At 65.2% G+C, this 16,615-nt stretch carries 11 protein-coding genes; 3 read left to right on the top strand and 8 right to left on the bottom strand.

Features of this window, described 5'->3' with window-relative positions:
• Positions 1–647: 647 nt before the first annotated feature.
• Complete coding sequence (locus tag ABZ942_RS36445) at positions 648–3,719, top strand: FAD-dependent oxidoreductase (RefSeq protein ID WP_357390285.1); 3,072 nt, start codon at positions 648–650, stop codon at positions 3,717–3,719.
• Between the two features lie 145 nt (positions 3,720–3,864).
• Here the strand turns inward: ABZ942_RS36445 and ABZ942_RS36440 are convergent, their stop codons facing one another.
• Positions 3,865–4,296 (bottom strand): pyridoxamine 5'-phosphate oxidase family protein, encoded by a 432-nt coding sequence (locus ABZ942_RS36440; protein WP_357390283.1) that lies wholly within the window; start codon positions 4,294–4,296, stop codon positions 3,865–3,867.
• A gap of 293 nt (positions 4,297–4,589) precedes the next feature.
• Here ABZ942_RS36440 and ABZ942_RS36435 point away from each other — a divergent pair, with 293 nt between their 5' ends.
• A complete protein-coding gene (locus ABZ942_RS36435; protein ID WP_357390281.1) occupies positions 4,590–5,474 on the top strand; it encodes an alpha/beta fold hydrolase in 885 nt (294 codons plus the stop codon).
• Positions 5,475–5,642: 168 nt separating this feature from the next.
• Here ABZ942_RS36435 and ABZ942_RS36430 read toward each other — a convergent pair whose 3' ends face one another.
• The 5 genes from ABZ942_RS36430 to ABZ942_RS36410 form a co-directional block, all read right to left on the bottom strand.
• Positions 5,643–6,953, bottom strand: a complete 1,311-nt coding sequence (locus ABZ942_RS36430) for a lipase family protein (protein ID WP_357390279.1) — start codon at positions 6,951–6,953, stop codon at positions 5,643–5,645.
• A gap of 165 nt (positions 6,954–7,118) precedes the next feature.
• Positions 7,119–8,327, bottom strand: coding sequence for a helix-turn-helix domain-containing protein (locus ABZ942_RS36425; RefSeq protein WP_357390277.1), 1,209 nt, complete (start codon positions 8,325–8,327; stop codon positions 7,119–7,121).
• 147 nt (positions 8,328–8,474) lie between these two features.
• The gene (locus tag ABZ942_RS36420; protein ID WP_357390275.1) at positions 8,475–8,627 is read right to left on the bottom strand and encodes a hypothetical protein; all 153 of its coding nucleotides are present in this window, start codon (positions 8,625–8,627) and stop codon (positions 8,475–8,477) included.
• A 370-nt stretch (positions 8,628–8,997) separates the two neighbouring features.
• On the bottom strand, positions 8,998–10,149 hold the full coding sequence (locus ABZ942_RS36415; protein ID WP_357390273.1) for a hypothetical protein: 1,152 nt from the start codon (positions 10,147–10,149) through the stop codon (positions 8,998–9,000).
• A gap of 102 nt (positions 10,150–10,251) precedes the next feature.
• A complete protein-coding gene (locus tag ABZ942_RS36410) occupies positions 10,252–11,775 on the bottom strand; it encodes a beta-N-acetylhexosaminidase (protein ID WP_357390541.1) in 1,524 nt (507 codons plus the stop codon).
• A gap of 473 nt (positions 11,776–12,248) precedes the next feature.
• On the opposite strand from ABZ942_RS36410, the gene ABZ942_RS36405 reads away from it, so the two are divergent.
• Positions 12,249–14,087, top strand: a complete 1,839-nt coding sequence (locus tag ABZ942_RS36405; protein ID WP_357390271.1) for a lytic transglycosylase domain-containing protein — start codon at positions 12,249–12,251, stop codon at positions 14,085–14,087.
• A 744-nt stretch (positions 14,088–14,831) separates the two neighbouring features.
• On the opposite strand, the gene ABZ942_RS36400 is transcribed toward ABZ942_RS36405, so the two are convergent.
• The gene (locus ABZ942_RS36400; protein WP_357390269.1) at positions 14,832–15,668 is read right to left on the bottom strand and encodes an SMP-30/gluconolactonase/LRE family protein; all 837 of its coding nucleotides are present in this window, start codon (positions 15,666–15,668) and stop codon (positions 14,832–14,834) included.
• Between the two features lie 19 nt (positions 15,669–15,687).
• The gene (locus ABZ942_RS36395) at positions 15,688–16,503 is read right to left on the bottom strand and encodes a DUF1460 domain-containing protein (RefSeq protein ID WP_357390267.1); all 816 of its coding nucleotides are present in this window, start codon (positions 16,501–16,503) and stop codon (positions 15,688–15,690) included.
• Positions 16,504–16,615: the final 112 nt, after the last annotated feature.

Genomic DNA, 16,615 nt, shown 5'->3' with positions numbered 1-16,615 from the left:
CGATGGATCAGTAATCGCGCTCGCTACTTCAAGAATTGAAGACGCGGTAACTGAAATCGGACATGACTCGCGCACGCCATCGGACACGCTATGACAACGCGCTGGCAAATGGCGATCCCCCTTGACAGACTGGGGACCCAGACCAGACGCCGGCCGGGGTCGAGAAGCACTGGCGCGCAGCCGAACCCAGCAGGGCATCAGCCCTGGTCCGGGTATCCGACACCGCCGATATTCAGAAGCGCGAACGGGTCACCCACACGGACCGAACCGGACGGCCCGCGAATGATCGCCACGCGGCACATGCCACGGGCGCTTGAACCGGTGGCGAATTCACAGCATTGACATATGAATTCACGTACTCTTATACACAAGTCCCATCGCGGATCGGTCGCTAGTTCATCACCATTGGATAACAGGTAGTCAGCGCTGTTCGCATGCGTGCGCGCTGACGCCTGACTTACCTGACGATCGAGGTCAAACCGGATGTGCATAGAGGTACAAACGCGCGCCGATGCGCGCTGCCGGTTGGTTGGGGATCAGGGCAGCGGATGCCGAGCGCTGCCGCAAGGCGGTGCTGCATGAGCGCACCCCCTGATCGAACAGCCAACTGGCACAATGGGTTCCGAAGATTTGGCGGCCGTACCGGCATGCTGAGCGGTCCGCCGCTGATCGAGATCAGGGAACCGGGGCGGGCCGCCCGGCGGCTCATGCTGAGCGGCCCGGTGACCTTCGGCCGCAACGGCGACAACGAGCAGTTGCGCGACGCCACCATTTCGCCGCGACACCTACGGCTGGTGCCGAGCCCGACGGCGCTATCGGTGGTCGATCTAGGTAGCCGCAACGGCACCACGGTCAACGGCGTCCCGCTCACCGGACGTGCCGCGCTGACCACCGGCGATACGGTGCAACTCGGTGACACCGAAATCATCGTGCTGTATGAGCCGGTCACTGAACCGCTCGCGCGGATCGACGAAGACGTGCCGAGCGAGCCGCCCGCCCCCACCCCTCCGGTCGATCCGCCGCCGTCCCGGTTTCTCACGCTGGCCAATCGGATGCTGGGCATCGATCCGACCGGGAAACGAAATCTGTTCCCCGCCTCCACCGAACTACCCACCCGGATGCCACGGAAAATGTGGCACCTCGTGCGAATCGCCAGCATGGCCGTCTATTTCGAAATGATCGTCGCGATGTTCGTCCGACCCGCAGGCGGGTTGTTCGTCTTCTTCGGTGTAGTAGTTCCGCTACTACCTGGACTATTTCTGATCGCGCCAGGGCTGTGGCGGAACAGCTGCCCGCTGGCCGCAACGAACCAGATCCCACGGGTACTCCGCTTCACCCGCGGCAAGAATCCGCCCGATTGGCTATACGCCCGAGGCTATCTCGGGGCAACCACGCTGTTCTTCGGCATCACGGGAGCCAGGCTGGCGGGTCTGGATCGCAACGGCGTGGCCGCCGGCGTCGTGTTGTTACTCGTCGCCGTCGCCGCTTTCACCGGCGGCGTGCTGTTCAAAGGCAAGAGCGGCTGGTGCAGCAGCATCTGCCCGTTGTTCCCGCTGCAACGCGCCTACGGGCAGACACCGTTCGTCACCGTGCCGAACAGTCATTGCGAACCGTGTGTCGGCTGCGCCAAGAATTGCTTCGACCTGAAACCGCGGGCCGCCTACCAATCGGATCTCAACGATCCGGAACTGGCCTGGAGCGCGCCACGCAAACTGTTCGCGGCCGCGTTGCCCGGCTTCGTCCTCGGCTTCTTCACCCTGGCCGGGAAGACCGAAACCAGCCTGGTGCAGCGCTATTCGGTGCTCGGACTGTTCATGATCGTCGCGATCGGCCTGTTCTTCGCCCTGGAGGCGATGACGCCGCTCAGCGTCGCGACGATCAGCGTCGGCTATTCGGCACTGGCGCTCAACATCTTCTACTGGTTCGCCGGCGTGACCCTGGCCCGGTCGTTCGCGACGGTCACCGGGCTCAGCGCGCCGTGGCTGCATTGGCCGATCAGCGTCGCGATTCTGTTCGCCACGATCGTCTGGATCGCCAGGACCCGGGTCGTCGAACTGCAATTCGCGCTCAGCACCGGCATGCGTACCGAACCGGTCTTGCTGTCGCTGCCGAAGGTGCGGCCGAGAGACCCGGAAATATCCAGCGCGCCAGCGGCTTCGGTCACCTTCGACGGCGTTCAGGTGGACGCGGATACCGGGATGAGCCTGCTCGACGTCGCCGAACGAGGTAAACGGCCGATCGAGGCAGGCTGCCGGATGGGCGTCTGCGGCGCCGACCCGGTCGCGGTGCTCGACGGCATGTCCTGCCTGTCACCGCCGGGCCAAGACGAGCGGAACACCTTGCGGCGCCTCGGTTTCGCCGAGAACACCCGGATGGCCTGCTGCGCCCGGATCAGCACCGGCAACGTCGAGGTGTCGTTGACACCGGAACCCGGCAGCGCGAACAGACGGCGACCGACGCGCTTCGACCGGTCCATCGTCAGCGTCGCGGTGATCGGCAACGGCATCGCGGGCGTGACCGCCGCCGACTTCCTCCGGCGCAACCATCCCGACTGCGAAATCCACCTCGTCGGACGGGAATCCCACCCGCTGTACAACCGGATGGGCATCTCACGACTGGTGTACGGGCGCTCGGCAATGCAGGGCCTGCACCTACTACCCGAGCAGTGGTACGACGACAATCAGATCACCACTTGGCTGAACACCCTTGCCACCAGTATCGATCTCGCGGGCCGTCGGGTCTTCCTCGGCACCGGCGAGGCACTGCCCTATGACCGGTTGATCCTGGCCATGGGCGCGAGCAGCGCACTGCCACCCATCGAAGGGCTTTCGCGGCCAGGCTGTTTCGTGCTCCGCGAGGCCGGTGACGCGATCTGGATCCGCTCCTACGCCCAGCAATTCCGCTGTGCCACCGCGGTCGTCGCCGGTGGTGGGCTGCTCGGTCTCGAGGCGGCGCACGCGCTGCACCTGCTCGGCCTGCAGGTCACCGTGCTCGACCGCGGCGACCGACTACTGGCCAAGCAGATCGATGCGCGCTGCTCGCAATTGGTGCTCGACCATTTCACCAGGACCGGCATCCAGGTGCTGCGGCATGCCGAAACCGTCAGCGTCACCGGCGATCCCGCAGTGCGTCGGGTGGTGCTGCGGGACGGCCGCGAGATCGACTGCGACCTCTTCCTGACCGCGACCGGCATCCGGCCGAATATCGATCTGGCCCGCAGCGCGGGTGTGCCCGTCGAACGCGGTGTCCTGGTGGACGATCGGATGCGCACGCGCGTCCCCGACGTCTACGCCGCCGGCGACATCGCCGAACTCGACGGACAGGTGTTCGGGCTGTGGCCGGTCGCGGCCGAGCAGGCGCAGATCGCCGCGGTGAACGCACTCGGCGGCGACCGGCCGCTCGCCGGTGCCGAGCCCGCCATGATCCTGAAAGGTGTTGGATTGGAGCTGTTCTCGACCGGAAAGGTGGAACCGGAGTGGGGCGACGAGGTGATCGTCATCGATCGCCCCGACTCCTATCGGCGGCTGATCCTGTCGCACGGGCGCGTCGCGGGCGCCACCGTGCTCGGCCACCATCCCGGCGACCTGGCGGCGGCACAGCAGGCGATGAGTAGTCGGCTGCCGGTGCCGGTCACCGCGCGAGGCGCGCTGCACGCCGGGGACTGGTCAGTACTGGCCCGCACCGAAAGGACCGCCGAGCAACCGGTCCGGACACCATGAGGTGCCTGCCCGACCTCCCGACTTGCCACGCCCCGCCCGCCAGAAATAGCGGAGCGATCCTGACTGCTGGGGGTGTCAAGGTTGCCGCTGAGAAGCGCCGCCGGTGGTGGGGATCAGCGGCGCTTCTCACACAATCCAGGGACGTTCACTGGTCAGTCGAGTAGTCCTGGCTGATCCAGCGGTCGGGGCGGATGGTGAACAGGACGGATTGGGCGCCGTCCATGCGGGCGGCGAAGGCGGCCCCCTCTTCGGGGCCGAGGTAGCGGGTGGCTATTGCCACTCGTGACTCCTGCGGCGAGGGGGTGGTGGCGTCGATGACGGTGCCCTCGACGATGACGTACTGATAGGGCAATTCTTCGCGCTGGACGGTGAGGGTGACCACGCCGGCCTCGCGGATGAGCCTGGCCTTGCGGCGCTCGGCGCCGGTGTTGACCCTGATGTTGCCGTCGGGGGTGTAGTCGTACCAGATGGGGACGCTGGCTGGCGGGCGACCGTCGTTGGCTGCGACCGACAGCACGGCGATGTGCTTGCCTGCGAGGAATTCCTGACGTTCGGACTCAGTGAAGGATCTCGGCATGTGATGTCGAACACCACAATCAGTGACGTTGTTCCCGCGACCGACGGCTGCCCGCCCCCTGTGACAGTGCCCAATCCGGTAGCCGAGAAACTGTGCGGCGATCCGATCTGAAGTTCGGCGTGAAGGGGATCCCGGCGGACCGGATGCCGGTGAATGCGCGGTGCGATAGGCTCGGCCCGAATAATTACCCGAGGCCTTATTCCGAACAGAATATTGACGCCGAATAATCCACGTTGCCTGTCGTATTCACAACGTGGCCGCTGTATCTCGTCGAACGGATATGAGGAGCTTTTGTGCGTGGTTTCAGATTATGTGCGGCCGGCCTGAGCGTGCTCGCGCTCACCTGCCTGTCGGCCACCGCCCTCGCCGATGCGCCCACGCCGGTCCAGGGGTCGTCCGACGTGGACGTCGTACCACCGCCGCCGGGCGCGAACGACTGGTCCTGCAAGCCGAGTGCCGCGCATCCGCGACCAATCGTGTTGGCGCACGGCACCTTCGAGAACCGCCTGGACAACTGGTTCGCGATGTCGCCGAGACTCGCGGCGGCGGGCTACTGCGTCTACGCGCTCGACTTCGGCCCCGGGCTGGGTGGCACGGTGTCCGGCCTCGGGCCGATGCGTGAGTCCGCGCAAGAGATCTCGGATTTCATCGACCGAATACTCACGACAACCGGTGCGCAGCAAGTCGATATCGTCGGCCATTCCCAGGGCGCCATGCTGCCGCGGTACTACCTGAAAAACCTTGGCGGCGCAGCGAAGGTGCACACCCTCATCGGCCTCGCGCCCGACAATCACGGCACCACTTGGGGTTTGGTCGGACTGCCGGTCACCCTCGTGCCACCGGCGACCAACCTGGTGTGCCCGTCCTGCACCGAACAGTTGCCGACCTCCGAATTCATCACCCAACTCAACAGCGGCGGCGAAACACAACCAGGCGTCAGCTACACCGTCATCGCATCCAAGTACGACGAGTTCGCGACGCCGTACACCACCGGCTTCCTCAACGGCCCCGACGTCGACAACATCACCCTGCAAGACGTCTGCCCGGGCGACTTCTCCGAACACATGGCGATCACCTCCGACCCGGTCACGATCCAATTGGTGCTCAACGCACTGGATCCCGAACACAAGGCACCGGTTCCATGCGGTACCGGCGCCGGATCAGTACAGACGAAATAGCAGCCCCCAATTCCGGTGGCGCATCTTCCCGGGTCTGTCCGTTATGTCGGTACCGCCGCTAACCTCTCGAGCGGCGGCACCCCTCGCCGCCCAGCGGCTCCGGCCGCTAACACGACGGCGATCGGTTATCGCGGCGGTCGCCTGCGATAACCGATCGCTCGTCAGCGATCAACCAGGAATCTGGAAGTCGGCCTTGAAGCGCGGGCCGGGCGGCAGACCACGCAGCACTGCACTGATCCAGGCCACCGCGGGCGCCCACACCGCGCCCGCGTTGACGACGTGTTCGGGCAGCGGCATCGTGTAGAACCGCAGATCCGCACCGCGGTTCCAGTAATCGTTCACCACTGGCAAGACCACGGACGCGGGAATCAGCTCGTCCCAAATCCCGTGGCCCCAGAAGATCGGGCTGTCCGGAATGTGTTGCCCCAGGCTCTGTTCCTGCAGCACCTGCATTACCCCCGGCGCGTTCTCCAACGTCATGCCCGGGTTGAAGTAGTCGCTGATCGGCCGATACATCCCCGACAGCGCCACCGTGTACACACAGCGACTCTGCATGTCCTGCAGAATCGCCTGACCTTCCTTGGTCAGGAGCTTCGCCGCATCGAACTGTTCGGGAAACTCACGGGACAACCCGGCGAAACCGAGCCACATGGTGAAGTTGCTGATTCCGGTGAGCCCGGGCCGCTGCTGAGTCGCGTATTGCGCCTGCAGCCGGAGGTCACCGGGCGTGCCACCGAGGGCCGTGCCGAGCAATCGGACGTCGGGAGCGTAACTTTCGCGCAGCTCGGCCGCGCGGATCGACCCGGAACCACCACCCGAATAGCCGTACATGGCGATGCCGGAATCCGAAAGCCCCAGCGACGCTTCATTCTTCATGGCACGCAGGCTGTCCAGCACCATCTTGCCCTCGTCGAAGGTGTTGAAGGTGTTGAACTTACCGTCGAAGTCGGGCACGTTGATCGCGAAACCCTGCGCCAGCCAGCCCGCCACCAGCGTGGCTTCCTTCATGGTGCCGACCTGCAGTGTGTGGGACGGGTTGCATGCCGAGTTCGTCGAATCGATCGCCTCCTGGAAGGAGACCACCGGCCGTGGGCCGCCCGCCCAGGGAATCCCCGGCGTGATCACCGACGTCGCGGTCGCGATCGGGTTGTCGCGAATGTCGTTGCTGCGGAACAACAGCTGCCTGGTATCGACGGGGAACGGGATGCCGAGTATCCGGGTCTGCACGGTCCGCGATCGAATGACCTGTCCCGGCGCGTACGACGCCAAATCATCGGGGTCGGCGTACCACGGGTCCTCGGCGGGCACCGGGATGGGCAGCATGTCGTAGAGCTGCGGCTCAGCGGGCAACTGCGGCAATTGATTCTGATCAGGAGGGAACGTCGGATACGGATCGGCCGCCGCGATCCCGGCGCTGGACACCGCGAGGCAGAGCGCCGTCAATGGCACCGCCGCCCATGTGAATCTCTCCCCGAACATGCACCCTCGTCTCGTCGCGTGTGATCGGCATCATGCGAAGACCGAACTGGTGTCAGTACACCTCTGCGCGAGAACGTCCCGCTATCGACAAACCGACAGACTGCCCGCGGGGACAGTTGTGCACATCCATAGAATTCGATCCGAGAATCCGAATCCCGCCCGAAATCAAGCGGAGAACGCCTTCGATTCCAACAGCTGAGCGGTCCGCGCCGCCGACAACGTCATCGCCTCCGTGGGCCGCTGTGGGTCGTAGCCGGTGAGTTCGGCGATCCGCGCCAGCCGATAGGTGATGGTGTTGCGGTGCACGAACAACAGTCTGGCCGCGGCATTCTGATTGCACTCGTTCGCGAAGAACACCCCGAGCGTCTCCGCCAGCACCGGCTGATCGGCGAGCGGCTCCAGCACCGAGGCCAGCTCTTTGCGCACCGACCCGTCGACCGCGACCGCATACTCCAACCGCAGGTCCTGCCGACGGCAGACCACCTCGCTGCGGGAAAGGCAGCGACCGAGTTCCGCGACGACCCGCGCCTCGGCGAAGGAGGCCGGGATCGCCGCGCGCGTCATCGCGGGCGAAACGCCGATCCACAGCAAAGGCGATGCGCCCGTGCCGATTCCGGGTGCCAATCGAGTCGACAGATTCTCGATGACCGCCGCACTGTCGCCGCCCGAATCGATCGGAATCAAGGCCGTCCAGCCACTGATGTCGCGACGCAGGAACGCGCCGGGCAGATCATGGATGCGACGTCGTAGGTCGGTCAGCGTGCCGGGCCCGGGATCGCCGGGGCGAATCACCGCGACCACGAACGCCTCCGCGATCGGCACCGCGGGATCACCCACCCAATCGACCGGATCACGCCCGGCCAGCAGCGCGTCGACGATCCCGCGCCGCCGTTCCAGCTCGTCCCACGGCCGCCGCCGGGCATCCTCGACACACGCCACCGCGATGCGGGCCGTCATCAGCGAAAGGTATTCGGAGAGCGGCCGTCCGATCTCGGCGAGCGCCGCCCGCCCGGACGGGGAGGCCGTGTTCGGCAGCTGCGACCAGAGGAAATCGACGCCCGCCCGATAGTTGCCCAGTACGTCGTCCAACGGCATCCCGTCGTGCACCAGCGACACCGCCCGCTCGACCAGCGGACGGGTGTCTTCCTCGCTGGGTTTGTCGCCGTCGAGCCAAAACCGGAAGAACAGCCGCACATTCAGCTCGGCGGCCGGGACGAAGTCCGCGTCGACCAGTGAGCTGGGGACGTCGTCATATACCGAAGATTGTGTCGAGAAGCCATCGACCAACGCGATAGCGTCCGACAGCAATCGCTCGATCGCGCCGGCCCGACGGGTCGGACGATCGAACGCGGCAACGGTGCCCGCTGTGCTCACGGCAACTCCCAACGACGATGTTTGGTACCGCCCGGCAATACTGGATTCCATGAACCCGGTACCGCCGGTAACGCCAATCTAGCAGACCGTCTCAGCCACCGTCAGCAGGATTCGCCGGGCCACCCATCGCGGGGCCGGGGGCACAATCTATCGGTCGCCCTGGTCGTCGTCGATGCGGATTCCGCGCAGCGTGGGGTCCGGGTGGTTCTGCTCGTAGGGGCCTTCGGTCCAGAAGCTGATGGTGCCCCAGACGGCAATCGCACAAATTGCCAGCGCGACGAGCGTGACCAATACATCCATGCAGCAATGCTCACCGTCGCGGGGCGGTCGGGGTATCCGCTGAACATCCGACAGCACTTCCGCTGACAGTCTGGTTCGGGCCGGTCGGCGATCGATCGCCGGTCCCAGCCCTGTAGTAGCTGACCCGCTCGAACTCGATCCGGAACTTCCAGGCGGCGACCGGATCCGGCCTCGATCTCGGTCAGGTCGCGGGCGGTGGCGCGGTCGGCGCGGTGCTGACCGCGGTGATCGCGATGTTCGCGAAGAACCGCGGGACGGCCGATCGACGCGAGATAGTCGATCATCGATAGGCCACCGAACACGGTGTAGCGCAAACACTCCCGGCGGTGCGTCCGCTTTCGAGGCCGCACCGCCGGAAGCGTTCAGGTGACTAGTTCTCGCGCAGGCTCGACTGCAGCCGGTCGAACTCCTGCTTGGTCATTTCCTCCGGCGACCGCTCCGGCAGCTGCCGCGATTCGACGCCGACCGGACCGATGTTCCCGCCGTCGAATACTACTGAGGCCCAATTGTTCTGGGCTTGCAGGATGTTGTAGTTGCGGTCGTTGTTCACGCTGGCCTGCACGGCGCCGGTCTGGATGGAGCCATTGCAGTTCCAGTCGATCGGCTGGTCCGCCGATCCGGCGGTCTTCCTGCGGGTGTTGTCCGGGCAGAAGTAGACCGTCCGCCAGCCCGCGGCCACCGCACCGAGTCCCTGCCGCTCCTGCAACGAATTCTCGTTCAGGGCAGGAGGATTCACATTCGAGTAACCGAAGTTGGCGCTGCCGTCCGTCTTCGGTACACCGGAGAACTGGAAGCTGTAGTTCATCACGCTGAGGTAGTTCGGCTTGTAGTTCACGTGGTCGGTGCCACCGTGCTTCAGGCCGAGGTTGTGCCCCAGTTCGTGGATGAACGTGCCGACATTGCCGTCGTCGCCGGGATTCCAGTTGCACTGCGGGCCCAGTGCGACGACGAAGGTGTCGGCCGGTATGCCCAGCGAAATGCCGCTGCTGCAACCGTTGTCGTAGGAATCCGCCCAGATCATGTAGTGGAAGATATGGGAACGGGCGGAGGCGAAGTTGGTTCGCTTGATCGCCGCGACCTGATCGTCCACCGGCGACAGATTGCTGTCGTAGGGCACCTGGTTGCCGCCGCCGAGATTATATTTGGCGCCTCTGGCGTTGCCCGCGTCCAGATGGATATTGATCCCGTTGCGGCCGTCCGGGTTGGTCACCGGGGCGGCGGCGAACACCCCGGTGACCCGATCGAGTGCCGCGGCGGTCGGCAGGCGCCCGTTCATGTAGTCCATCTCGACGAACAGGTCCTTGTGTTTCGGATCCGCGCCCATCTTCGGCAGATCTACGTCGATCTTGCCGTCACCGTCGGCGTCGTAACCGTTGATCTCCCATGCGTCGGGCAATCCGTCACCGTCGCTGTCGACCGCGGCGGCTTGCGGTTGGGCCACCGCGGTGACCGGGGTCAGGAAAGCCCCCAACCCGGTCAGTAGCGCGAAGCCGGCGATAAGAGTTTTTCGATAAGGCGACACCTCGGACTCCTTCCGGATCGTATCGGGGCACGATCCTGTAATTCGAATGAACCTTGCGATGGAAATTCCGAAGGTGGCCTTCGGATTATCGCGCAGCGTCGGCTATTTCCAGTCCACCTGCGGGGAGCGATAGAAATTGATGCCCTGCGCGGCCCAGATCGGGCCCTGTTTGGCGAGCCGTACCCGATACGTGTCCCAGTTGTGGGTCGCGGACGGCGACCAGCCGATCTCGGCGATCCCCGCGAGCCGCGGGAAGGCCATGTACTCGATGTCGGCGCTGGTCCGCAGGGTCTCCGACCACAGCGGCGCCTCGACCCCGGCGAGCTGGTTCTCCGAAACGCCCTGCAGGAAGGTGGCCGGATCCCAGTTGTAGGAATCCTTCACCTCGACATAACCGGCCCAGTGCAGGCCGAGTGGTGAATCCTTGTTGTACTGCATATCCAGGTACGCCTTGTTGGCCGGCGACATCAGGATCTTGTTGCCACGCTTGGCCGCCGCCACGACATCGGCATTGGTGTTGGCGGTATCCCAGTACTGCGGGATCGCCGACGTGGGCGGGTTGGTCACCACAATGTTGTGCCAGCCCGTCGCCTTCTTGTCGTAGGTGGCCAGCATCGGCGTCACCTTGTCGTAGAAGGTCTTGTAGTCGGCCGCGGAGGTGGAATGTGCCTCGTCACCGCCGATATCGATGTACTTGCCCGGGGTGATCGCCGACAGCTCGCGGATGACATCCTCGACGAACCTGTAGGTGGTCGGGCTGGCGATGCACAGCGAGCTGTAGCCCACCTCGATGTCGGTGCGCGGCGGCACCGGCTTGCCGTCACAGTTCAATTCGCCGTACGACGCCTGCGCGGCGTTGGTGTGGCCGGGCATGTCGACCTCGGGGATCACCGTGATGTGCCGGGAGGCAGCGTAATTCACGATGTCGGTGTACTGCGCCTGGGTGTAGTAGCCGCCCGGATCGCCGCCCACCGCGGTCTGACCGCCGATCTCGGCCAGCTTCGGCCAGCTCTTGATCTCGATGCGCCAGCCCTGATCGTCGGTCAGGTGCAAGTGCAGGGTGTTGACCTTGTACTGGGCGATCTGGTCGATGTAGCGCTTGACCTGATCGGGCTTGAAGAAATGGCGGGCCACGTCGAGCATCGCGCCGCGCTGACGGAAGCGCGGGTAGTCGACCACCTTGCCGCCGGACACCGTCCAATCCTGGTGCTGCACCGACGTTTTGTTGATCGCCGCGGGGAACAGCTGGCGCAGCGACTGCACGCCGCCGAACAGTCCGTCCGTGGTGTTGGCCTTCAGGGTGATGCCGGACTTGGCGACGGTGAGCTGGTAGCCCTGGTCGCCGACGCGATTACCCGCGTCGCCGAGCTCGAGGGTGATGCCCGGCTTGGCCAGGTCATAGCGCTCCACCACCGGCAGCGGGAAACCCGTCGCGGGCCGGAGCAACCCGCCCAGATACTCACCGACGCCCTTGGCCTGGTGTTCGGCGCGGATCACGCTGGCGGAGGTCAGCTTGAAGTTCGCGCCTGCGTCGGGCTTGGCCTCGACGGGGACGGGCACGATATCGGTGACAGCGCGCTCGGTAGTTTGTGGATTGTCGGCTGCGTTACCGGTCAAACCGGGCATGACAAGCGTGGTGAGAGCCACGGCTGCGCCGAATGCAAAGGGGTATAGAAACTTTCGCATAGCGTACCTCCGGTACAACTTTAGGGGGCATCCAGAAGTATGGAGCAGCGTGCAAGATATGAGTGGGGACCGTCCCAACTGGGGATATGCGCCGATTTAGCGATCACCGATCCGCCGCGGCACCGGAACGTGCCGAATTCCCCACTTCTACTGGGGATCTCCCTGCGGCTCGTTCATGTCATGCTTGCGCCGGTTGTTCGGGACACGGCGGCTGCGGGGCTGCCCGTTGACCGAGACATCCGCTTGTACAACAGCTCTCATGAGATATCCACTAGTACAACAGCTCTCATGTCCGCTGAGGTGCGTCGTCCGGCGTCGTTCTGCAGCGAACAACGGGAATTAGCTGTCGCGGTGGGAATTGGCGACGGTACCGCGCAGGTAACCGTCGATGTCGACGAAGGATTGGTAAGCCGATGCGAATATCCGGTCCGATAACCGCATCCGCGCTCGTTTTTGCCGGGCTGCTGATTTCCGGTTCCGTGGCAAGCAAAGTGCCCGACGGTGTACTGACCTCCGCGATGACATCCACCGGTCAGGAGAATTCGGCCGATCAAGCGGTCAGCGTGATCCCGACCTCGCCCAAATCGCTTCATCTGCAGGCAGATCCGCCGCAGGATCCGGGGCCGGACGCCACCGTCCCGATCCACGACGTCGCCCTGCCCAACGTCCCGACCCGCGGCATTCCGGAGATCGCGCTCGCCGCCTACCGAAACGCCGAACTCTCGCTGCAGGCCTCGACGCCCCACTGCGGGATGCCGTGGCACCTGCTGGCCGGCATCGGCAAGGTCGAGTCCAATCACGCGGGCAACGGACGCACCGAACCCGACGGCACCACCCGCGGCATCATCTACGGCCCGGCACTGGACGGGACCCTGCCCGGCAACGAGGTCATCAAGGCCGCCGAGGGCGGCTACGTGCGCGCCGTCGGTCCGATGCAATTCCTCCCCGGTACCTGGTCTCTCTACGCCGCGGACGGCAACGGCGACCGGAAATCCGACCCCAACAACATCTTCGACGCCGTACTCGGCGCGGGCAAATATCTGTGCTCGGGCAATCTGGACATGCGCGATCCCAAGCAGGAGACGCGAGCGGTCCTGCGCTACAACAATTCCCTCGACTACGCGTCGAAGGTGCTCAGCTGGTCCAACGCCTACAAGACCGGCGGCGCCCCGCCCCAGGGCGAGCTCGCTCCCATCCCCGACGCCACGCCCGGCGGCGGCATGCCCGACGGCGCGGGCTCGAGCATGAGCCAAGGCGAGACAGCCACCGTCGCCGACCCCGCCGATCCCGCCGCCCCCACGGACGCTCCCGCCCCGGACGCGACGACCGACCCGAACCCGACTCCTACGACGGATCCGCTTCCGTCCGATCCCCAAAATCCCACGGGCACACTGGAAATCAGAATCCAGGTGATGATCAACATCCCCGGCCGAGCACCGATCCCGTGCGGTGTCTTCTGCCCATCACCCGACCCGGACGCGCCGACCATCCCGCAGACGGCCACACCGACCACCCAAACCCCCACCACCACAACACAACCCGACACAACCACGCCGCCCGTACCGTCGACTACGCCGATCCCGACAACCACTTCCGTCGCACCGACAACCACTTCCGTTGCGCCGACAACCACTTCCGTTGCGCCGACAACGTCGACACCTGCGCAGGTACCACCCGCCATGACCACACCACCGCAGGTCAACAACCAACCGCCAGTCGCACCGGCCCCGGCAGCCACCGAGCAGAAGCCACTCCAAACCACCACCGCGACACCAGCACCCAAGTCGGCGACACCGACCACGACCACCCCGACAACGACACCGAAGCCACCGGCCCCGCAGACCACCCCCAACCAGACCCCGCCCGTCCAACCCACCACTCAGCCAGCCACACCGGCCCCGGCTACCTCCACACCCAAACAATCGCCAGCCTCACCTGCTCCTGCGCAACAACCGACCGCACCCGCACCCGCACCAGCACCCGCACCAGCAACAGCCACCACCGCGCCCAAACAACAGCCGACCGCACCAGCTCCGGCCCCGGCTCCCAAGCAGCAACCAGCCACTCCGGCCCCGACACCTGCTCCGGCCCCAAAGCAACAGCCCGCCACACAAGCCCCAGCTCCGGCTCCCAAGCAGCAACCAGCCGCCCCCGCCGCCCCGGCTCCTAACCAGAAGCCACCCACCCCCGCACCGAAACCCGCTCCAGCACCGACCAGTCGGCCCCCCATTCCACCCGCCGCACAACCCTGAGCGATGCCCACGCCCCAGCTGGTTTGGCGTGCTTTCCACCGCCGCTTCACGACACCCTCGATGGGCCTGACGGCTATCCATAGCCGCAACGACCACGGCCCCACAAGCCGCGCGGTTCCCGAGAAAGCGCGCAGCAGTCGCCAACAACGGGCCGCCGCCCTTCGCCCCCGCGGTGAGTGGCGCCGATCGTCGCTCACCGGACCATACGCGCCAGCCCCACAGACCCCCTATACCTTTCACAGGGCGTGAACTCACTGTGAAAGGTATGTAAGCTGTGCGATCCTGCCCCGCACCAACAGATTTCCCTATACCGAAGCTCGCAGATGCAGGCCGTAGCCCGATTGTCACTGCATAACCCAACAGCGCCACCCACTGTGTAACCGGACACTCGCTGTACCGGGTTTGAGGCTTACACAGTGGGTGCGCGGCCCCCTCCCACCCCGCTGGAAGGTGGCATTCGCTGGGTAGAGGGGTTTCGAAACGGCACTACAGCCGGATGACCACGCTGGAATACCCACTCCGCGTGACCAACTGCTAACTGAAGCCGGGAACCCCACCTGGCGCCCAGCACTACTCGATCATTCCCTGGGATCTGTATACCTACTGGGCGGGTACAACTGGAGGCGTGTACCTACTGGGTGCTGACAGCTCAGCTGGTTTGGTGTGCTTCCACGCCGAGCACGCGCAACCGGAGCCGCCGGATTCCGACGACCCCCACCTCCGACCCGTAATAACCGGGACCGGTCACGGCCTCCCGGCACCCGGCGCGGGGGCCGGAAAGGCCACCACCTGCCCGGTGGGTTTCGTGGACTCGGGCTCGCCCCAATTCTGGCCGACGACATACAGTTTCGGGTCTTCCCCACGGCTGAGCACACAGGCGAACGCACCGCGGTCGAGTTCTACCATGGACAGGACTGCCCCGCCCTCAGCGACTCGAACGCAATGCCGGTTGCCCACATCGGCGTACCAAACCGCGCCCTCGGCGTCGACGCAGATTCCGTCCGGATGATCGCCCGGTGTCGCCGCCCATACGCGGCGGTTGGCAAGCCGCCCGTCGGGCTCGATGTCATAAGCGGTGAGCTGGTTTGCATAGGACTCCGCGACGATCAGAGTCGCGCCGTCCGCCGTGATCGCCATCCCGTTCGGGAAAGCGAGTCCGTCGGCGACCTGCCGGACGCTGCCCTCCGGCGTGACGAGCACGATCGGGCCCGGCGTGAATTCACCGCCTGGAAAATCGAAGCCGATGCTGTTGACGTAGGCGTTGCCGCGATCGTCGACCACGATGTCATTCCACGGCTTGTCCGACACGACGGACAGGTCGGCGTGCGTAACGAGCGACCCGTCGACCTCGAGCCGCACGAGCCTGCGCTGCGCCGAGTCCACGACCAGCAGTCGCCCATCCGGCAGAAAGTCGATGCACATGGGGAACGACGGGATCTGCACAATCACTTCGGGCCGGTTGTCCTCGGCCAGGGCGATCACCTGATTCGCGCCCCAATCGGAGAACCAGAGTCGTCCGTCGTGCCAGCGCGGGGACTCGCCGAACACGACTCCCGCCAGCAGAATTTCGGGCTTGGTCACGTCGCCATGTCCTTCTGTACTACTGCGCGCGATACACCACAATGCCCGGCACCGACCGGACATATTCGGCCAACGGCGAATCGACCACCTTGTTGTTCGCCGCCAGCGACGACGCGTTCCGGAAAACCGGACCGCTCGGCGTCATGACGAAGATCCCGACGTGCGTGACATCCAGCCCCGCCTGATCGGAATAGGCGCCGATGTAATCGCCGGTACGGAGTCCACGGATGACACCGTCGTCCACGGCGGCACTGGGAATGAAGGTGATAGCGCGATCCACCACCGGCAGCCCGGCAAGGTACGTCCCGCCGTCCGCTTTCGCATTGAGATGCTTGCCAACAGTCACCGCGGCCGTAGTCAACGCACCGGTGACATCGGTAGCCGCCACTCGCGGAGTACTCACCCAATCACTGAAGAAGTGCTTGCGCTGCAAGAAATCGACGCGTCCGCCGGTGTACCGCGTATCGATCAGGTTCTGGTCGAACTGGCCACGATCGGCCGACCTACTGAGCGCCTCGACATAGTCGAGATAGGTGAAGCAATCCACCCGCCGAAAATCGATAACAAGCTGTTCCGGCTGCGTCGCGGACCCGATCAGCATGTCGGCTCCATACGGCGTACCGAGAAACTGCCGCGACAACAGCTCGACCAACTCGCCTTTGCTGTGCCCGGCAGGCGCACCGGCCCGCAACGCCAGCAACGCATCGATCTTCTGCTGGCTGACACCATCCACGTTCACCGACGGCGCGGGCTCAGCGACGGCCGCAGGCACCATCGACGCCGTACCACCGGCGAGTACCAGCAGGACCAGCAGTAACCGGGCCAGGGTGCGCAAGAAGCCTCCAAAACGAGTGCATGATCCATCGACGAACAACACCCACGGTAGCTCGGCCGTCAATCCGGCACCCCGCACACGACGGTGACCGCCGCGGAAAACCCGCAGCGGT

The organism is Nocardia sp. NPDC046473 (assembly GCF_040645995.1).
Taxonomy (GTDB): domain Bacteria; phylum Actinomycetota; class Actinomycetes; order Mycobacteriales; family Mycobacteriaceae; genus Nocardia.
The sequence above is the reverse complement of the archived record's forward strand: the minus strand, read 5'-3'. Positions and strand labels throughout refer to the sequence as shown.